The sequence below is a fragment of the Nocardia sienata NBRC 100364 genome, from assembly GCF_001613205.1.
GTDB lineage: Bacteria > Actinomycetota > Actinomycetes > Mycobacteriales > Mycobacteriaceae > Nocardia > Nocardia sienata.
In genome coordinates this window covers 17,876-35,163 of the sequence record NZ_BDBX01000029.1, presented here as the reverse complement: position 1 = coordinate 35,163, position 17,288 = coordinate 17,876, and the positions used below count along the sequence as shown (strand labels likewise).

The 17,288-nt window shown below is 67.4% G+C and carries 18 protein-coding genes; 7 read left to right on the top strand and 11 right to left on the bottom strand.

Annotated elements, in window-relative coordinates; all coding sequences use genetic code 11:
- Nucleotides 1-51: 51 nt before the first annotated feature.
- From NS4_RS16600 to NS4_RS16580, 5 genes are all read right to left on the bottom strand, one after another.
- Entirely contained in the window at nucleotides 52-1,353 is a 1,302-nt protein-coding gene (locus tag NS4_RS16600; RefSeq protein WP_063060448.1) for a D-alanyl-D-alanine carboxypeptidase family protein, read from the bottom strand.
- Between the two features lie 87 nt (nucleotides 1,354-1,440).
- Nucleotides 1,441-2,538: an adenosine deaminase gene (locus NS4_RS16595; RefSeq protein WP_063060447.1), complete on the bottom strand. Its 1,098-nt coding sequence runs from the start codon at nucleotides 2,536-2,538 to the stop codon at nucleotides 1,441-1,443.
- 73 nt (nucleotides 2,539-2,611) lie between these two features.
- Nucleotides 2,612-4,030, bottom strand: a complete 1,419-nt coding sequence (locus tag NS4_RS16590) for a thymidine phosphorylase (protein ID WP_084487380.1) — start codon at nucleotides 4,028-4,030, stop codon at nucleotides 2,612-2,614.
- Between the two features lie 135 nt (nucleotides 4,031-4,165).
- Nucleotides 4,166-5,167 (bottom strand): LLM class flavin-dependent oxidoreductase, encoded by a 1,002-nt coding sequence (locus NS4_RS16585; protein ID WP_063060446.1) that lies wholly within the window; start codon nucleotides 5,165-5,167, stop codon nucleotides 4,166-4,168.
- A gap of 59 nt (nucleotides 5,168-5,226) precedes the next feature.
- Nucleotides 5,227-5,622 (bottom strand): cytidine deaminase, encoded by a 396-nt coding sequence (locus NS4_RS16580; RefSeq protein WP_063060445.1) that lies wholly within the window; start codon nucleotides 5,620-5,622, stop codon nucleotides 5,227-5,229.
- A 179-nt stretch (nucleotides 5,623-5,801) separates the two neighbouring features.
- Between NS4_RS16580 and NS4_RS16575 the strand changes: the two genes are divergently transcribed.
- The 5 genes from NS4_RS16575 (at nucleotide 5,802) to NS4_RS16555 (ending at nucleotide 10,154) form a co-directional block, all read left to right on the top strand.
- Complete coding sequence (locus tag NS4_RS16575; RefSeq protein ID WP_063060444.1) at nucleotides 5,802-6,062, top strand: GreA/GreB family elongation factor; 261 nt, start codon at nucleotides 5,802-5,804, stop codon at nucleotides 6,060-6,062.
- Nucleotides 6,063-6,702: 640 nt separating this feature from the next.
- Nucleotides 6,703-7,101 carry a succinate dehydrogenase, cytochrome b556 subunit gene (gene sdhC / locus NS4_RS16570; RefSeq protein WP_081876974.1) on the top strand — a complete coding sequence of 133 codons (399 nt, stop codon included), beginning with the start codon at nucleotides 6,703-6,705 and terminating at the stop codon, nucleotides 7,099-7,101.
- A 2-nt stretch (nucleotides 7,102-7,103) separates the two neighbouring features.
- The gene (locus NS4_RS16565) at nucleotides 7,104-7,535 is read left to right on the top strand and encodes a succinate dehydrogenase hydrophobic membrane anchor subunit (protein ID WP_030522532.1); all 432 of its coding nucleotides are present in this window, start codon (nucleotides 7,104-7,106) and stop codon (nucleotides 7,533-7,535) included.
- A 16-nt stretch (nucleotides 7,536-7,551) separates the two neighbouring features.
- A complete protein-coding gene (sdhA, locus tag NS4_RS16560; RefSeq protein ID WP_083872257.1) occupies nucleotides 7,552-9,381 on the top strand; it encodes a succinate dehydrogenase flavoprotein subunit in 1,830 nt (609 codons plus the stop codon).
- Nucleotides 9,381-10,154, top strand: a complete 774-nt coding sequence (locus tag NS4_RS16555) for a succinate dehydrogenase iron-sulfur subunit (RefSeq protein WP_063060443.1) — start codon at nucleotides 9,381-9,383, stop codon at nucleotides 10,152-10,154. The genes sdhA and NS4_RS16555 overlap by 1 nt, the downstream gene beginning before the upstream one ends.
- Nucleotides 10,155-10,216: 62 nt before the next feature.
- Here the strand turns inward: NS4_RS16555 and NS4_RS16550 are convergent, their stop codons facing one another.
- From NS4_RS16550 to NS4_RS16535, 4 genes are all read right to left on the bottom strand, one after another.
- Complete coding sequence (locus NS4_RS16550) at nucleotides 10,217-10,513, bottom strand: hypothetical protein (RefSeq protein ID WP_063060442.1); 297 nt, start codon at nucleotides 10,511-10,513, stop codon at nucleotides 10,217-10,219.
- A complete protein-coding gene (locus tag NS4_RS16545) occupies nucleotides 10,510-11,808 on the bottom strand; it encodes a cytochrome P450 family protein (protein WP_063060441.1) in 1,299 nt (432 codons plus the stop codon). Before NS4_RS16545 ends, NS4_RS16550 begins: the two co-directional genes overlap by 4 nt.
- Before the next feature lie 236 nt (nucleotides 11,809-12,044).
- On the bottom strand, nucleotides 12,045-13,649 hold the full coding sequence (locus NS4_RS16540; protein ID WP_084487378.1) for an FAD-dependent monooxygenase: 1,605 nt from the start codon (nucleotides 13,647-13,649) through the stop codon (nucleotides 12,045-12,047).
- A 135-nt stretch (nucleotides 13,650-13,784) separates the two neighbouring features.
- On the bottom strand, nucleotides 13,785-14,072 hold the full coding sequence (locus NS4_RS16535; RefSeq protein ID WP_063060439.1) for a hypothetical protein: 288 nt from the start codon (nucleotides 14,070-14,072) through the stop codon (nucleotides 13,785-13,787).
- 520 nt (nucleotides 14,073-14,592) lie between these two features.
- Between NS4_RS16535 and NS4_RS16530 the strand changes: the two genes are divergently transcribed.
- The gene (locus NS4_RS16530; protein WP_063060438.1) at nucleotides 14,593-15,474 is read left to right on the top strand and encodes a helix-turn-helix domain-containing protein; all 882 of its coding nucleotides are present in this window, start codon (nucleotides 14,593-14,595) and stop codon (nucleotides 15,472-15,474) included.
- A complete protein-coding gene (locus NS4_RS16525) occupies nucleotides 15,471-15,677 on the top strand; it encodes a DUF397 domain-containing protein (RefSeq protein WP_063060437.1) in 207 nt (68 codons plus the stop codon). The genes NS4_RS16530 and NS4_RS16525 overlap by 4 nt, the downstream gene beginning before the upstream one ends.
- Nucleotides 15,678-15,826: 149 nt before the next feature.
- Here NS4_RS16525 and NS4_RS16520 read toward each other — a convergent pair whose 3' ends face one another.
- Together NS4_RS16520 and NS4_RS16515 are read right to left on the bottom strand one after the other, a co-directional pair.
- Nucleotides 15,827-16,708 (bottom strand): hypothetical protein, encoded by an 882-nt coding sequence (locus NS4_RS16520; RefSeq protein WP_157106084.1) that lies wholly within the window; start codon nucleotides 16,706-16,708, stop codon nucleotides 15,827-15,829.
- Nucleotides 16,709-16,723: 15 nt separating this feature from the next.
- Complete coding sequence (locus tag NS4_RS16515; protein WP_063060435.1) at nucleotides 16,724-17,287, bottom strand: hypothetical protein; 564 nt, start codon at nucleotides 17,285-17,287, stop codon at nucleotides 16,724-16,726.
- Nucleotide 17,288 lies beyond the last annotated feature (1 nt).

Sequence of the window (17,288 nt, the reverse complement as noted above, 5' to 3'; positions counted from 1 at the left end):
GGCCGGGGGTGGTGAGGACCCCCGGCCGGCGCTATCGGCGGGAAACTCCGGTCACCGCCTGCTGGTGCGTACGTGCCAGGTGCCGAGCAGCAGAATCGGTACCAGGATCAGACCCGCGACCATGAGCAGCATCCACAGTTCGTCGAATTCACCGCCGCCCGGGCCCTGCGCCGAATACGCCACCGCGTCCTGCGGCGGCGGTGCCGCGAGCCCCGGTGTGCTGAGCGCGGATTCGTCGTCGTCGCCGGGGATTTCGCCGACCTGCGCGCCCGGTCCGAGCGCGAAACCGTAGTCGAGCAACCGAGCCGCCTGCTCCCACGGGCGGATCGGCAGTACATCGGCCTGGAGCAGGGTTACCGCCAGCCTGCGGCCGTCGCGCTCGGCGGCGGCGACGAAGGTCTGGCGGGCGTCGTCGGTGTAACCGGTCTTCCCGCCCAGTGCTCCCGGATAGTTGTAGAGCAGTCCGTTGTCGTTCGCGATCGGGAACCCGGGATGGTCCTGGTCGCCGGCGATGCGTGGATCGGGCGGATAACCGGGGAAGTCGAACTGCTCGGTGTTGATCATCTCCGCGAACAGCGGAATCGACATGGCTTCCCGGAACAGCAGCGACAGATCGTAGGCCGAGGTACTCATGCCGGGCCCGTCCAGACCGGAGGGTGTGGCCGCGCGGGTGTCGTAGGCGTGCAGTGATTTCGCGAGATCGTTCATCTTCACCACGGCCACGTCGTCGCCGCCCATCTGGGCGGCCAGTGCGTGGGCGGCGTCGTTACCCGACGCCATCACCAAGGCGTGCAGCAACTGCCGGTTGGTGTAGCGGCCGCCCGGACCGATCCCGACCCTGGTGCCCTCCACATCGGCGTCGGCCTGGGTTCCCACGACGACCTTGTCCAGGTCCAGGGTGCGTAGCGCGACGATGGACAGCAGCACCTTGATGGTGCTGGCCGGGCGGTACCGGCCGTGTGGGTCCTTGGTGGCGAGTACGGCGCCGGTGTCCAGGTCCGAGACCATCCAGGCGGTCGCGGAGATATCGGCGGGCAGCGCCGGCGCGCCGGTGGGTAGAACCACACCGCATTCGCCGAGCCGTTTCCCGCCGATCGGGGAATCGGGGACCGACAGCGGCGTCGGCGCCGATTCGCCGGGTTCGGGTACCTCGGAGAGGTCGATCGCCGGTGGCGGCTGGGTTTTCTGCGGACACGTATCGGTGACCGGGGTGGTGAAGGGAGTGCTGGTGGGTGGCGCGGGCTGCGCTGCCGCGCTCCCGCAGACGGTGAGCGGTCCGGCCGCGAGAACCGCGGCGGAGAGCACCGAACCGAGGAGGCGGGCGGTGCGCTGGTGTAGCAACCTGTTGTACATATCGACGCCGAGCCTAGAATCCCGGCGCGCGAGACGTGCGGCTCGGGCTCCCACCGCTGGTTTCCGGACCGACCGGTATTCGCCGGTTCACCCCAGCAGCACCGCGTATCCCGGTTTGATGATGTCGTCGATGATCCGCAGCCGCTCCGGGAACGGGATGAACGCCGATTTCATCGCGTTGATGGTGAACCGTTCCAGATCGCTCCAGCCGTAGCCGAAGGTCTGGTGCAGTTTGAGCATCTCCCGGCTCATGCTGGTATCGCTCATCAAACGATTGTCGGTGTTCACCGTGACCCGGAAGCGCAGCCGCGCGAGCAGGTCGAACGGGTGTTTGTCCAGTGAGGGCACCGCGCCGGTCTGCACATTCGACGACGGGCACAGTTCGAGCGGCACCCGGGTGTCGCGGACATACGCCGCCAGCCGCCCGAGCCGGGCATTCTCGATCCCGCCGGGCACCTCTATATCGTCGACGATCCGGACGCCGTGCCCGAGCCGGTCGCAGCCACAGAACGCCAGCGCCTCGTGAATGGACGGCAGGCCGAAGGCTTCGCCGGCGTGAATGGTGAAGTGCGCGTTGTTGACCCGCATGTACTCGAAGGCGTCCAGGTGCCGGGTGGGCGGGTATCCGGCCTCCGCGCCCGCGATATCGAAACCGCAGACGCCCCGGTCGCGGAAGCGGACCGCCAGCTCCGCGATCTCCCGGGACCGCGCCGCGTGCCGCATGGCGGTCAGCAGACAGCGCACCACGATGGGCTGTCCGGCCGCGGCGGCGGCCGCCTCACCCGCGGCGAACCCGGCCAAAACGTGTTCGACCACCTCGTCCAGGGTCAGATCCTTTTCGAGATGTTGTTCGGGCGCGAACCGCACCTCGGCGTAGACGACCCCGTCCGCGGCCAGGTCCTCCGCGCATTCGCGGGCCACCCGGTGCAATCCCCGCGGGGTCTGCATCACCGCGACCGTATGGGTGAAGGTCTCCAGATAGCGTTCCAGCGAGCCACTGTCGGCCGCGTCCCGGAACCAGCGCGCCAGCGATTCGGCATCGGTGGCGGGAAGCCGGTCGTACCCGCAGTCCGCGGCCAGTTCGAGCACGGTGGCGGGCCGCAGGCCGCCGTCGAGATGATCGTGCAGCAGCGCCTTGGGTGCCTGGCGCAGTGTGGCGAGATCCAGCGGAAGAGGTCCGGTCATATGCCGACGGTATCGCCGAATGTCGCGCCGGTCAGCCGGACGGCCCGAAAGGTTCCACCTCGTCGACGGACGCTCACCTCGAGTTCCCTTCGTGGTCGGCGGCCGGATGCGGGTGGGTGTGCACGGTGGCCGGGCCGGGCCGGGCGTGCGGGCGACCGGAATGCCGGTGCGGCGACCAGTGCTGCCCGCTGCGGTGCGTATCGGGGCCGACCCGGTCGACAACGAGCGGGCCGGGGGCGGGCCGGTCGGATCCGGACTGCACGGTGATCGCCTCGGCCAGGGCCTCGAACGCGCCGGGAAACGCCTCGGGGGTGTCTGTGTGCAGGGTGAGCAGCGGTTGTCCGGCGGTGACCCGGTCGCCGGGGCTCGCATGCCACTGCACCCCTGCGGCGGCCTGGACCGGGTCGCCCTGCCGGGCGCGGCCGGCGCCCAGACGCCAGGCGGCGATACCGACCCCGCGCGCATCGAGCCGGGTCAGGGTTCCCGAAGCCGGGGCGGACAGCGTTTCGGTATGCGCGGCCGTCGGCAGTGGGGCGCCGGGGTCACCGCCCTGCGCGCGGATCATCGCGGCCCAGTGGTCCATGGCGCGTCCGTCGGCGAGCGCGTCGGCGGGATCGGTGTCCAGCCCTGCCAGCGCGACCATTTCCCGCGCCAGGACCAGCGTCAGCTCTACGACATCGGCGGGTCCGCCGCCCGCGAGCACCTCGACTGCCTCGGCGACCTCGAGCGCGTTGCCCGCGGCGCGGCCCAGTGGGGTGTCCATCGCGGTGAGCAGGGCCACGGTCCGTACGCCCGCGTCGGCGCCCAGCTCGACCATGGCGGTGGCCAGCGCGTGCGCCTCCTCGCGGGTGCGCATGAACGCGCCGGAACCGACCTTCACATCCAGCACCAGAGCGGCGGTACCCTCGGCGATCTTCTTGCTCATGATGGAACTGGCGATCAGCGGGATCGACTCGACCGTTCCGGTGGTGTCACGCAGTGCGTAGAGGCGTTTGTCGGCGGGCGCCAGGTCGGCGCCGGCCGCACAGACCACGCAGCCCACGGCCGGGTCGGTGAGGATCTCGCGCATCCGGTCCGGTTCGATATCGGCGCGCCAGCCCGGAATCGATTCCAATTTGTCCAGCGTGCCGCCGGTGTAACCCAGTCCGCGGCCGGACAGCTGCGGTACCGCCGCGCCGCAGGCGGCGACCAGCGGCGCCAGCGGCAGGGTGATCTTGTCACCCACGCCGCCGGTGGAATGCTTGTCGACCGTGGGGCGCGGAAGGTCGGTGAAGTCCAGCCGCCGGCCCGACCGCAGCATCGCCGCGGTCCAGCACGCGGTCTCGCGCCGGTTCATCCCGCGCAGCACGATCGCCATGGCCAGCGCCGCCATCTGCTCGTCGGCCATTTCGCCGCGGGCGAAGGCGGCGACAGCCCACTCGATCTGCGCGTCGGACAATTCGCCGCCGTCGCGTTTGGCCCCGATGATCGATACCGCGTCGTGTGCCGTCACACCATCAGTCTGGCAGCGCCGCGGCGGTCGTGCCGGGGTGCGCGGAGCCGGGCCCCTGCGGTCCGCCTGCCTCGCCCACCCGACCACCTCGGGTCGCGGTCGCGGCGGGCAGGCCGCCCGGGTGGGCCCGGGCTCCTACTCCTGGAGTGCCCGCAGGGTCTCGAGGCGGTGCTGCACCGTGGGGCCGGTGGGAGCCACGATGATCTCGTCCGCACCGGTGTCCTTCACCAGCGTGTCGAGCCGGTCGAGGACCTGCTCCCGAGTGCCGATCGCCTGGTCGGCGTTGCGATCGTCGACGAAGGCGTTCTCCGCGTCCGACCAGGGGTACTCTTCCGCCTCGGCCAGGGTCGGTATCCGCTGCGGCAGCTGACCGGTACGCATCCGCAACTGGACCAGACTCTGCGGCAGGGTGCGGCGGCGGGCCTCCGCGGCGGAGTCGGCGACCACGGTCGCCACGGCCAGCATCGAATGCGGTTCGCTGAGCACTTCGGAGGGACGGAACTCGCTGCGGTACAGCTCGAACACCAGCGGTGTATTGCGTCCACCGGCGAAATGATGGGCGAACGCGAACGGCAGACCCATCATCGCTGCCAGCCGGGCACTGAAATCGCTGGAACCGAGCAGCCACATCTCGGGGGCGTCGCCTTTACCGGGCACCGCCTGGATACGGTCGCCCTGCCCCCCGCGCAGCGGTGGAATCGTCCCGAAGTAGGCGAGCAGTTCCACCACCTGCTTCGGGAAATCTTCCACCGCCTCGGCTGCCGCGCCGCGCCGGATGGTGGCCGAGATGAGCGGATCGGTACCGGCGGCCCGCCCCAGCCCGAGGTCGATGCGGTCACCGTAGAGCGCCACCAGGGTGCCGAACTGTTCGGCGACCACCAGCGACGAATGGTTGGGCAGCATCACCCCGCCGGAGCCCACCCGGATCCGCTCGGTCGCCGCGGCCACCCCGGCGATCAGCACCGGCGGCGCCGAACTCGCGATACCCGGCATGCCGTGGTGCTCGGCCACCCAGAACCGGCGGAACCCCAGTCGCTCGGCCTCGCGGGCGACGGTCACAGTGTCGGCCAGCGCCTGCCGATGCGATCCGTCGGCGGCGACGGCGGCCAGGTCGAGCACGGAGAGCTGAACAGTCATATCCGAACCAACCCGCTCTGCCCCGCCGGGATTCCACGGCGCGGTGCCGGCGAGGGCGGTCAGGTCCTACCGGCGGCGAGGTCGTCGGGTCCGAAGGCATCCGCCAGCAGCCGGCCCAGGGGTACCGGCCCGTCGGGGTGGTCGATGAGCAGTCCTTTCCCGCCGAACTCGTAGAGCACCTGCCGGCACCGGCCGCAGGGCAGCAGGATCGCGCCCCGGGAATCGCAGACCGAGACAGCGAGCAGCCGGCCGCCGCCCGCGGTCCTGTTGTTGCCGGCCAGGACGCATTCCGCGCAGAGCCCCAGCCCGTAGGACACGTTCTCGATATTGCAACCGACCGAGACAGTGCTGCCATCCCAGCCGGCCGCCCCGACCGGAAATCGGGAATAGGGTGCATGGGCGCGTCGCATGGCGGTGTACGCGCTGGTGCGAAGAAGATTCCAGTCGATATCCATAGCTGCTCCCGCGTCCGTGGGCGACCCACCGGGTCCCGGCCCAGCCTGCCGCATCACCGTGTCCGTTGCGCGCCCGCGCGCACGATCTGTTCCGAGTGGATGTGAAACACGTCGTTCCGCTCGGAGATAAGTAGAGTGCCCGGCCGCTCGGCCCGGGTCCCCTCACCAGGAAGGTGCGAATGACACTTCCGAAGTTCCTCATCGTCATGGTGTATTCGAAGTTGCTGCTGTCCAGGCTCGACGCCTTCGACAAGGTCGAGGTGCGGATGGAGTACCAGATCGTGCCCGATCACGAGGCCGATCCCGCCGTCGGCAAGTACCCGCAGAGCGCGCCGGCGAGTCAGGCGCTGCTGGGGCGGGTGCCCGGCGATACCGTCGAGACCGTTTTCAACTACGAAGCCGTGCGTCTACGGGTCGATTCGATCCACGAGGGCGACTGATCCGGCGGGTCCCACCGGCGGCGTGCCGCGCAGGCGCCGCGGCCGGTGGCTCCGGCTCCTGCCCTCGGCCCGGGCGGCGGGGAGTCGGCCGGCACGCAATTCCGGGAATCGCGGAAAGCTTTCGTCGCTACGGCACTCTGTCCGCTACTCTTGAGTAACTTCATCTCTCGTACTGAGACATTTTGCACATTGCCGCCGTGCGCGAGGGCGAGATCGACATTGTGGGCCCGGGCGGGTGCGGAAAATCGCGCGGTGCGGGCGTGTGCTGGGGGGCGGATGTGAAACCCCCTGCACACCAAGGTTTTGCGGAACAGATCGGCGCTGCGGAGGGGTTCTCGGGATAGGCGATCGAGGGCGCGACGAACCCGCCGCGGAACCCCTCCACCGCCCTACAAAGGTAAACCTAACCTGTGTGATCTGGGCGCAACGCGCGGCACGCCGAATTAGTTCCCCGATTGTCAGAGGATTAGAGTCCAGAACAGATCGGTTCAGGTTCGGCGGCGGCGAGCCCTATCGACAGCGGCCCCGGAGCAGGTCCCTGTCGGCCGCGGGTTGGTACGCCACCGAATTTCCGGCCCGCCACACCGGTGCCGGGATCTGTGACCGGGTCCATCAACGATGTTGGAGGCACCGAAACTCTATGGCCACGATAGAAGCTCCGGCTCAGCCGAAGCGCAAAACGCTGTACCGAGGCGACCCCGGCATGTGGTCCTGGGCCCTGCACCGGATCACCGGTGTCACGGTTTTCTTCTTCCTTTTCGTGCACGTCCTGGACACCGCGCTCGTACGGGTCAGCCCGCAGATGTACGACGAAGCGATCGAGATCTACAAGACGCCGATCGTCGCGCTCATGGAGATGGCACTGGTCTTCTGTGTGCTGTTCCACGCGCTCAACGGTGTGCGGGTGATCCTGGTGGACTTCTGGTCCCAGGGACCGCGCTACCAGAAGCAGATGCTCTGGGGCATCATCGGGCTCCTGGTCGTGCTCCTGGTGCCCTCGATCGGCCGCATGTTCTACCTACTGTTGACGGAGCACTGACCATGTCTGCACCCGTTCTCGGCAAGTCCTACGACCGTCCGGCGAGCCTGGACCTGCCCCGCTCGCCGCGTTCGCACGCCAGCGGGAACTTCGAGAAGTACGCATGGCTGTTCATGCGCTTTTCCGGTCTCGCGCTCATCGTGCTGGTCTTCGGCCACATGGCGATCATGTTGCTGCTCGACGGCGGCGTGAAACGGCTGAACTTCGCCTTCGTGGCCGGCCGGTGGTCCAGCCCCTTCTGGCAGATCTGGGATCTGGCCATGCTGTGGCTGGCGCAGCTGCACGGCGGTAACGGTGTGCGCACCGTGATCGCCGACTACTCGCGCAAGGATTCGACCCGGTTCTGGCTGAACACGCTGCTGGTGCTGTCGATGATCCTGATCATGGGCGTGGGCACCTACGTCATCTTCACCTTCGACCCCAATATCAGTTAGGAACGGGCCACCTCGCATGAGTGAGCGCAGCGAACGAACCGACGCCGCAGGTGAGAGCAGCGAACGAACCAGCGGACCCGTTGAATCCCGACCTGTTCAGGAGCACCGCTACGACGTCGTGATCGTCGGTGCCGGCGGCGCGGGCATGCGGGCGGCCATCGAGGCCGGCCCGCGGGCGCGGACCGCGGTGCTGACCAAGCTGTACCCCACCCGCAGCCACACCGGCGCGGCCCAGGGCGGTATGTGCGCGGCCCTGGCCAACGTCGAAGAGGACAACTGGGAGTGGCACACCTTCGACACGGTCAAGGGTGGCGACTACCTGGTCGACCAGGACGCGGCGGAGATCATGGCCAAGGAGGCCATCGACGCGGTGCTGGACCTGGAGAAGATGGGTCTGCCGTTCAACCGCACGCCCGAGGGCAAGATCGACCAGCGCCGGTTCGGCGGGCACACCCGCGACCACGGCAAGGCCCCGGTCCGGCGCGCCTGCTACGCCGCCGACCGGACCGGTCACATGATCCTGCAGACGCTGTACCAGAACTGCGTCAAGCACGACGTGGAGTTCTACAACGAGTTCTACGTGCTGGACCTGGTGCTGACCGATACCGATCGCGGTCAGGTCGCCACCGGTGTGGTCGCCTACGAGCTGGCCACCGGTGAACTGCACGTCTTCCACGCGAAGTCGATCGTCTTCGCCACCGGCGGTTCGGGCCGGATGTACAAGACCACCTCCAACGCGCACACGCTGACCGGCGACGGTATGGCGATCGTGTTCCGCAAGGGGCTGCCGCTCGAGGATATGGAATTCCACCAGTTCCATCCCACGGGCCTGGCCGGGCTGGGCATCCTCATCTCCGAGGCGGTCCGCGGTGAGGGCGGCATCCTGCGCAATGCCGACGGCGAGCGGTTCATGGAGCGCTACGCGCCCACCATCAAGGACCTCGCGCCGCGCGATATCGTCGCCCGCTCGATGGTGCTCGAGGTGCTCGAGGGCCGCGGCGCCGGACCGAACAAGGATTACGTCTACATCGACGTGACCCATCTCGGCGAGGACGTGCTCGAGGAGAAGCTGCCCGATATCACCGAGTTCGCCCGCACCTACCTCGGTGTGGACCCGGTGAAGGAACTGGTGCCGGTGTTCCCGACCTGTCACTACGTGATGGGCGGTATCCCCACCCGCATCCAGGGCGAGGTGTTGAAGAACAACACCGATATCGTGCCCGGCCTGTACGCCGCCGGGGAATGCGCGTGCGTCTCGGTGCACGGCGCGAACCGGCTCGGCACCAACTCGCTGCTCGATATCAACGTGTTCGGCCGCCGCGCCGGTATCGCCGCCGCGGAATACGCCCACCGCGCCGAATTCGTCGATATGCCGGAGAACCCGGCGCAGATGGTGCAGGACTGGCTGGCGCTGATCCTGTCCGACCACGGCAACGAGCGGGTCGCCGATATCCGCACCGAACTGCAGCGGTCGATGGACAACAACGCGTCGGTGTTCCGCACCGAGGACACGCTGAAGCAGGCCCTCACCGATATCCACGCGCTCAAGGAGCGCTACGCCCGGATCACGGTGCAGGACAAGGGCAAACGCTACAACAGCGATCTGCTCGAGGCCGTAGAACTCGGCTTCCTGCTGGAGCTGGCCGAAGTCACGGTGGTCGGGGCGCTCAACCGCAAGGAGTCGCGTGGCGGGCACGCGCGCGAGGACTATCCGGACCGCGACGACGTGAACTTCATGCGGCACACGATGGCCTACAAGGAGGGTGCGGATCTCCTCTCCGATATCCGCCTCGACTTCAAGCCGGTGGTGCAGACCCGTTACGAGCCGATGGAGCGTAAGTACTGATGACCGCTGTAGCCGAGAATCCGACGGCCGCGAACCCGGCGCCGGTCCCCGAGGGTTCGACCATGATCACCGTCAAGGTGGCGCGGTTCAACCCGGAGGACGGTCAGGGTCAGCGCTGGGAATCGTTCCAGGTGCCCGCGCTGCCGACGGACCGCTTCCTCAACCTCCTCATCTACATCAAGTCCTACCTGGACGGCACCCTCACCTTCCGGCGTTCCTGCGCGCACGGCGTGTGCGGGTCCGACGCCATGCGGATCAACGGGGTGAACCGGCTGGCCTGCAAGGTCCTGATGAAGGACATGCTGCCGAAGAGCGGTAAGCCGGTGACCATCACCGTCGAACCCATCCGCGGGCTGCCGGTCGAGAAGGACCTGGTCGTGGATATGGAACCGTTCTTCGACGCGTTCCGGGCGGTGAAGCCCTACCTCATCACCTCCGGTAACGAGCCGACCTTCGAGCGGATCCAGAGCCAGGCCGACCGGGCCCGGTTCGACGACACCACCAAGTGCATTCTGTGTGCCTGCTGCACCACGTCCTGCCCGGTGTACTGGCATGACGGCAGCTACTTCGGCCCGGCCGCGATCGTGAACGCGCACCGCTTCATCTTCGACAGTCGCGACGAGGCCGCCCGGGAGCGTCTGGACATCCTCAACGAGGTCGACGGTGTGTGGCGTTGCCGCACCACCTTCAACTGCACCGATGCCTGCCCACGCGGTATCGAGGTCACCAAGGCCATCCAGGAGGTCAAGCGGGCGTTGCTGTTCGCCCGCTGACCTCGGCCGGACACCGAGGGTTGTTCTCCTGATAGCGGGAGAACAACCCTCGTTTCTCGTTTTCAGGTGTCCGGGTACTCATCGACCCTGACGCCCCAGGGCAGGATCCCGGCGGAGCCCACCGAGGTAGGCGGAGTCCGCGAGGTATCGGTGGCAGTCGGGGGCATGGGCGGTGGGTGGGTGGTACCGGTGGAGAGTGCGTGGTCCGGATCAGCGGTGTCGAAGGCCAGGTCGGTGTAGCAGTCGCCGGGATTGCCACCAGCGCTGCGGTGGTTCGGGTCGATATATGGGCGGACCTCCCGGAACTGTGACTCATAGAGGGTGAGTGCTTGATGCACGGCCAGCGAATACCGGATCATCCCCGGTCACCGGCGTCGTGCCGGAGGTCGACCGGTGGGGAGGGCCGGAAGGTGACCGGTAGCGCGGTCAGTGCGCGGTGGAACGGTCCGGGCCGCCACCCCAACTCCGTGGGTGCGACCGCGAGCTCCATATCCGGGATCGCGTCCAGGAGTTGATCGACAGCGTCTTGCACGATCAGGTACGCGAGGGTGCGGGCGGGGCAGGCGTGTGGTCCCGCACTCCAGGCGAGGTGTGCCCGGTTACCGGTGGGGTCGCCGCCGGTCAGAGCGGGGTCGGTGTTGGCGGCGGCGAGGCTGATCACCACGGGTTGATGCGCCGGCAGCCAGGTATCACCGACGAGGACCGGGGTGCGGGGGTAGGTGGTGCAGAAATTCGCGATGGGTGGGTCGTGGAACAGCACCTCGTCGAGGGCGTCGCGGGTGGACAGGCTGCCGCCGAGGAGACTGCCGCCGAAGCGGGGGTCGGTGAGCATGAGCAGGATGGTGTTGGTGATCAGGTTGGGTTGGGCTTCGCCGCCCGCGCCGTAGAAGCTCATCAACTGTGCCAGTACTTCTTCGTCGTCCAGGCGGTGGGGATGGGTGAGTAGGCGGGTGGTGGCGTCGTCACCGGGGCACCGGTGTTTGAGCGCGACCAGCTCGGTGAGTGCGGTGTGCAGGAGGTACATGCCGTCGGCGGCCTGGACGGTGTCGAAGCGGGCGGCCGTGCCCGTGACGATTCGTTGCCCTATATCGGATGGGCAGCCGATGATCCGGTTGAGGACGGTGATGACGAGGGGCCGGGCATAGTCGGTGACCAGTTCCGCGGACCCGGACGTAGCGAAGGCGTCGATCAACCGGGCTGCCATGTGCTCCACCGTCGCGTGCATGGCGTGGCCGTCGATGGCGTCGATGGCGGCCGTGGACGCCTGCCGGTAGCGGGTGTGCGCGACCCCGGTGTTGTACCGGGCCGCGGGTTGCCAACGCATCATCGGCAGCACCGGGCAGTCGGCGGGGACGGTGTGCTGCCAGGTGCGGGGGTCGGTGGGGAAGTGGTCCGGGTCGTGCAGGATGCGGCGTGCGGTGTGGTAGCCGAGGACGAGGGTGGCCGGTACGCCCGGCGCGAGTTCGATGGGCGCGAAGTCCCCGAACTGTTCGCGCATCGTGCGGTAGGTGCGGTGCGGGTCGGCGGCGAATTCCGGGGTGTACAGGGGCACTCGGGAACCGGTTTCGGCGGGAACGCCGTGGGCGACCCGGCAGCCGGTCGGCGATACGGAGCCGGGAAGCGAGACCGATGGTGGCGCAGTGAACGAGGGCATAGCAGCTTTCTTTCCGGAGGACAAAGGGCTATCGGGTGGGGGCTCGGCGGCCCGGAGTGAGCACAGACCGGCCCGCGCACCGGCCACCGACCGCGATCGGACAACTCGGTCGGGCGCGGCAGGTGGCGCGAGGCGGGCAGGGTGAGGCAGGCGGGCGAAGTGGACGGTTCCAGGGCGGGCACCGGCGGAATGCCCGGGTGCGGCGGGTTCTGCGGTGGCAGGTGTGGGGTTGCGGATCAGGCGAAGGTCGCGCGTAGGGCGGTGTGCAGGGTGCGGTGCTCGGTGGTCCGGCAGGCCAGATAGCCGTCGGGCCGGATCAGGCACAGCGTGTCGGTGGCCGGGGCGCCGTAGCGTTCGTGGACCTGGTGGCTGTCGGCGGTGATCGCGCCGGCCGGGGCGGGCCGGTGGTGGCCGGGGGGAGTGATCACCACCGGTTGCACCCGGTGGCCGAATTGCGGATACAGCCGGTGGACCAGCGCCGCGGTGTGTGCGGCCGCGCTCGGGTCGCGGTGGGTGATCAGCAGGGTGTGCCCGGGATGCCGCAGCTTCTCGTACAGGCGCAGCCGCGGGGTGATCTCCACATCCGGCGCGCGGTCCCCGGCTCCGAGACCGTCCGATCGCGTGCGCCCGGAGAATGCGTGTGCGGCTGCGGTCGCCGGATACCGGTAGGCGAGGCCGGAGATCCGGGCGACCGCACGGTCGGTGAACCCGGGTTCGCGGGCCATGGCGAGACGTTCGGCGAGGGGCATCCCGTGGTTCATCAACACCGAATGCAATTCATGGGTGCCCGCCTTCACCTGTTCGGCGATCGGGCGCCGCTCCGCCTCATAGGTATCCAGCAGCGCGGCGGGGGAGTCGCCGTGCACCACCGCCGCGAGTTTCCACCCCAGATTGAAGGCATCCTGCATCGAGGTGTTCATTCCCTGCCCACCGGCCGGTGAGCGTTCGTGCCCGGCATCCCCGCAGACCAGGACACGCCCGTTTCGGTACCGGGAGGTCAATCGCCGCCGGGTCCGGAACACCGACGACCATTGCGGGGTCCCCAAACGCACCGCGCCACCGAAGTGCTCGTCGACGACGGCCTGGAAAGCGGACACCGACATATCGGCAACCCGCGCGTCGCCGGTATCGCTGATCAACACTCGCCACACCCCGCCCGGCAGTGCGGCCGTGAGCAGCATCCGATCCCGGGTGATGCGGTAATCGACGCCCCCGACCTCCACCGGCCGGTCCGCTCGCGCCCGGAGTGGGACATCCATCATCCGCATCGTGGTGCCGGCGTACTCGACACGATCGGCCGGCGCACCGAGCGCGGCGGCGACGGTGCTGCGCACCCCGTCGCAGCCGATCAACCAGTGTGGTCGCACTGTTTCAGTGCGACCGGACCGCGTATCCCGCACCGTCGCCGTGACCTCGCCACCGGGGCCGATATCGACGGCGACGAGTTCCCGCTGCCAGTCGACGACCCCGCCCAACCCGGTGAACCGGCGCCGAAGAATCTCCTCGGTGTCCTGCTGGCTCAATGCCCGGTAGTACGGGTAGCGGCTGTCCAGCCCGGTGAAGTCCAGGCGCACTTTCTCCGCGGCACCCTGGAAGTGGTAGTCCATCCACTCACCCCGCAGGCCGCGGTCCTGGAACTCCTCGACCACCCCCGCCAATTCGAGGAGTTCCAGCGTGCGGGCGTGCACGGTGAACGACCGCGATGTGGTGACCGGGCCGTCCAGCTTGTCGATGACACGGGCATCCACACCCCGGCGCAATAGTTCGATGCCAAGGGTGAGCCCGGACGGACCGGCACCGACCACGAGAACGCGACGATCGTAGACAGGGGAAGAAGACATGACGGAACACACTCCAGACAATCGAGATCGAGAAGTGGACTCGCGTACCCGCGGATTCGCGGGATAGGAACGGGGAAGTTCCCGGTAGGAGCCATCCGGTCGGCGCGGTATCGATTACCGCGACGAGGGGATGGGTCAGCAGCCGAATTCGAGCACCGCGGAGGCGGTGATCAGATCCGCGATTCGGGTCACCGCGCGCCACGGTTGCGACCGGGCCGCGTCGGTGCCGAGATCCGGAACCAGGATGACGTCGGCGTCGTGTTCGATCGCATGGCGGGCGGCGATCACCGGCGCGTGCACCGACCCTGCCCCGATGTACGCCGTGAACACGACACGGAGGGCGTGGATATCGCATAACCGGTCGATATCGCCGCTATCGCTGCCGTGGGCGCGCACGGCCACCGCGCGCCGCAGCGTACTCACGTGCGGACCCGCACGGTATGGTTGCCAGCCGAAGTCCCGGGGCAATTGCCCGCGTGTACGCCGCGAACCGGACGGTGCCCGCGAGATGTTCGTGCCGCGCCGGTACAAATACCCCACAGTATTCGTGCCGCGCCGGTACGCGCCGGCCGACGGGCCGGCGTACTGGGTGGACCTGCTCCGTTGATCGTCATGGTTACGGCTCCCGGTCGACGGGTGTGGGTGGTGGGCCCGGCGGCCGGAGGCGATGTGCGGAATTACTGCCACTTGATTGCCTGAGAATTCGCGGTAATGTCTCGAACCAGTCGCACCTGAGATGGGGATCTTTCTGGGCGGCTTGCTGATTCGATAATTTCCCGGCTGCCGAGTGAATCCAGCACACCACCGGACACGAGGCCAGCACAAGCGCAGCGCGCAATTGCTTCCCAGTATGTCCAAAAGGCCAGAGCGGTTGTCACAGCTGCGTACAAGGGTTGCAGCGTGCAAATGGCCATCGCTCGAAATGCAAAGCGAGGAACCCCCTGTGCCAGAGAACAGCTCGACCACCCTGCCCCGCCGCCAGCTCGGGCGCTACCTCCGGGAAGCCCGCGAAGCGGTCAATATGAACCTCGACGATGTGGCACCGCTGATCCAGCTCTCGGTGAGCACGCTCTCGCGGATCGAGCGGGGGCTCGCCGGTATCCGGGTGCCGTATGTGGAGGCGCTCTGCCGGGTCTACGGTATCGACGACGCCGGAGTCATTGCCGCCTTGACCAGCCTGGCGAGGCAGGCGGCAGTCAAGAACTGGTGGCAGGAGTTCGACGATGTCATATTCCGCAGCTTCAACCTGTACGTCGGACTCGAATCCTCGGCCCGGCACCTGACCATCTACCAGCCGAACGTGCTGCCCGGACTGTTCCAGATCCCGGACTATGCCCGCGCGCTCGAACGCCTCACCCTGCCGGACGAAACCGAGGAAGCCCGCGACAGGCGCATCCAATTCAAGACCAAGCGTCAGGCGCTCATCACCCGCAAGACCAAGCCCGCCGACGTGGACCTGACCGTCCACGAATCGGTGCTGCGCACTGTGGTCGGTGGCGCGAACGTGATGCGCGCGCAGTTGAATCACCTGGCGAATATGCCCGCGAATGTGACGGTGTCCGTACTCCCTTTCTCGGCGGGGTTTCCCGCTGGCCTCCCGACCGGCCCGTTCATAATCCTGGACTTCGGCCGGGACGGCAGAGGGCGCGAGAACTCACCCACGGTTGTCTACATCGAATCCTCCGCGGGTGATGTGTACCTGGAGCGCGCCAAGGATGTGAGCCGGTATCGTCAGACCTACGACGTCATCCAGCGATCGTCGCTTGACGTTGCAGCAAGCAAACGTCTGATAAGGCAGATAGCAGCCAGGGAGTACCGAGCATGACCGTAGATCTGTCCACGGCCCGGTGGTTCAAATCGAGCCGCAGCGCAGGCGGCAGGGAGTGCGTGGAGGCTGCCTTCCTCGACGGTGGCATGGTCGGTGTGCGTGATTCGAAGAACCCGGCCGGACCCGCCCTCGTCTTCACCCCGGCCGAGTGGGACGCCTTCACCACAACCCTGCGGAAAGGGCGGCTCGACCGCCCGTAGCGGGCTATACCGGCGGGTTCCGCACCGCTTCCTTGTGGCGCCGCCGCGCCACGCTGGACACGTGCCGTGACACTGCCGCCCCACCTTCGACCAAATTGAATTGAATGCAACTTCGGTCGAGTCCACGCCGACACAGTATCGAAGCAGGGCTATCGGCCGTCCCGCTCCACCCCACGGCTTCTATTCCGTCCGGGCGCCTCTCCTCTGCGCGTCACCTGGGGAGATTCCCGGAAGGGCGATTGGGACCCGGGCGGTGGCCGGTTGATCCGGAGGATATCCGCGGCCTCGTGACCGGTCATGGCGGGTCTTTCTCCGCGGGCTACGGCCTCCCGCTCTTGGCAAACACGCTCGGCCACCCGATTCACGGCCTCCCGCTGCCTACGCTGTTCCTCGAGTATCCGGCGTTCCCGCTCCCGCTTCTCTATCGCCTCCCTGGCCGCGGCCTGGACTCGGTCCTTCTCCTGTCTCTTCTCTCGCATCTCCTTCGCGCGTTCCCGGGCCCGCAACTTTCCGGAGTCGAGGAGCTCCAGTTGGTTGGGATTCCGCTCCAAGTCCTGGCCGATCTCTGCGGCTTTCCGGGCCTGCTCCGGGGTTATCTCGATGAGCTGGAACCGCCCCTCGAATTCCCGTTCGAGTTTCTCCAGTTCCCTGCGGGCGGCCGGATCAGGGGAACCTTCGATGACGACCCAGGCGCCTTTGGCCTTCGGATCGGTCTGGAGGTTCTCCCGATCCTTGGATATCTGCTCCATCACGAACTCGCCGCCGACCGTTTTGGCGTGCTTGTACTCCCTGAATTCGTTGTCGTTCAGGGATCTGGCACCGTCGTGTATCCGCTCTCGGCCGGACGGTAGCTTGATGGATCTCTGGCTCTGCCAGCCGTTTTGGTGCGTCTCGCCTCGCATCTGCGCGATGCCGTTGTGAAAGAATCTCCCGATGTCGTTCGACTTGCGGCCGAGTTCCGATCGTGTGCGCTGTTCTTTACGTTCTCGCTCTACAGCACGACGACGGCGTTCTTCCTCTTCGCCGGACATCCCCCCGTCCCCTGATCAGGTCAGGCCGTGCTTCCGTCGTAGCTCTAGACCCTCGTGTGCCAACCCGTGCGTCTCGGCGTAGTCGATCGACCTGGAATACCACCCGAGACTGATCACCATGAAGCGGTTCTGGTCTGCTGCGTCGAATAGCAGATTCATCGGGTAGTCGATCTGGTCGGTCCAGTCGTAGCGGATCGTCGGACCGAAGCTGTGGAACACCTGCACTTCCGGGTCATTGACCCACCGGCCGCCACAGTGCCGAACGAAATACTCGCCGATGTAGCAGGTGAATTGATCGACGAGTTCGCGATTCTCGTCCGAGTAGAGCACATCCTCCTCTGGGACGAGGTAGTCGAACGCATCGTCGAGCCAGTGCAGGGTCATTTCGTCGCTGTACCGGTCCACGCCCACCGGCATCGAACCTATCGGCTTGGCCGAACCGGTCAGTGTTTTCCAGTCGGCTGGAATCCCCGCGAGCGTCTCCGCGAACAGCTTGTCGATCGCTGCCGAGATGCGCTCCGGACTCGACCACACCACCCACTCCGGGTCATTCTGCGCCGCTTTGTCGATGTCGTCCATC

Bases quoted from the DNA above. Each gene is read 5' to 3' on its own strand.
- NS4_RS16600 (WP_063060448.1), bottom strand. From the start codon at position 1,353: ATGTACAACAGGTTGCTACACCAGCGCACCGCCCGCCTCCTCGGTTCG.
- NS4_RS16595 (WP_063060447.1), bottom strand. From the start codon at position 2,538: ATGACCGGACCTCTTCCGCTGGATCTCGCCACACTGCGCCAGGCACCC.
- NS4_RS16585 (WP_063060446.1), bottom strand. From the start codon at position 5,167: ATGACTGTTCAGCTCTCCGTGCTCGACCTGGCCGCCGTCGCCGCCGAC.
- NS4_RS16580 (WP_063060445.1), bottom strand. From the start codon at position 5,622: ATGGATATCGACTGGAATCTTCTTCGCACCAGCGCGTACACCGCCATG.
- NS4_RS16575 (WP_063060444.1), top strand. From the start codon at position 5,802: ATGACACTTCCGAAGTTCCTCATCGTCATGGTGTATTCGAAGTTGCTG.
- sdhC (WP_081876974.1), top strand. From the start codon at position 6,703: ATGGCCACGATAGAAGCTCCGGCTCAGCCGAAGCGCAAAACGCTGTAC.
- NS4_RS16565 (WP_030522532.1), top strand. From the start codon at position 7,104: ATGTCTGCACCCGTTCTCGGCAAGTCCTACGACCGTCCGGCGAGCCTG.
- sdhA (WP_083872257.1), top strand. From the start codon at position 7,552: ATGAGTGAGCGCAGCGAACGAACCGACGCCGCAGGTGAGAGCAGCGAA.
- NS4_RS16555 (WP_063060443.1), top strand. From the start codon at position 9,381: ATGACCGCTGTAGCCGAGAATCCGACGGCCGCGAACCCGGCGCCGGTC.
- NS4_RS16550 (WP_063060442.1), bottom strand. From the start codon at position 10,513: ATGATCCGGTATTCGCTGGCCGTGCATCAAGCACTCACCCTCTATGAG.
- NS4_RS16545 (WP_063060441.1), bottom strand. From the start codon at position 11,808: ATGCCCTCGTTCACTGCGCCACCATCGGTCTCGCTTCCCGGCTCCGTA.
- NS4_RS16540 (WP_084487378.1), bottom strand. From the start codon at position 13,649: ATGTCTTCTTCCCCTGTCTACGATCGTCGCGTTCTCGTGGTCGGTGCC.
- NS4_RS16525 (WP_063060437.1), top strand. From the start codon at position 15,471: ATGACCGTAGATCTGTCCACGGCCCGGTGGTTCAAATCGAGCCGCAGC.
- NS4_RS16520 (WP_157106084.1), bottom strand. From the start codon at position 16,708: ATGTCCGGCGAAGAGGAAGAACGCCGTCGTCGTGCTGTAGAGCGAGAA.
- NS4_RS16515 (WP_063060435.1), bottom strand. From the start codon at position 17,287: ATGGACGACATCGACAAAGCGGCGCAGAATGACCCGGAGTGGGTGGTG.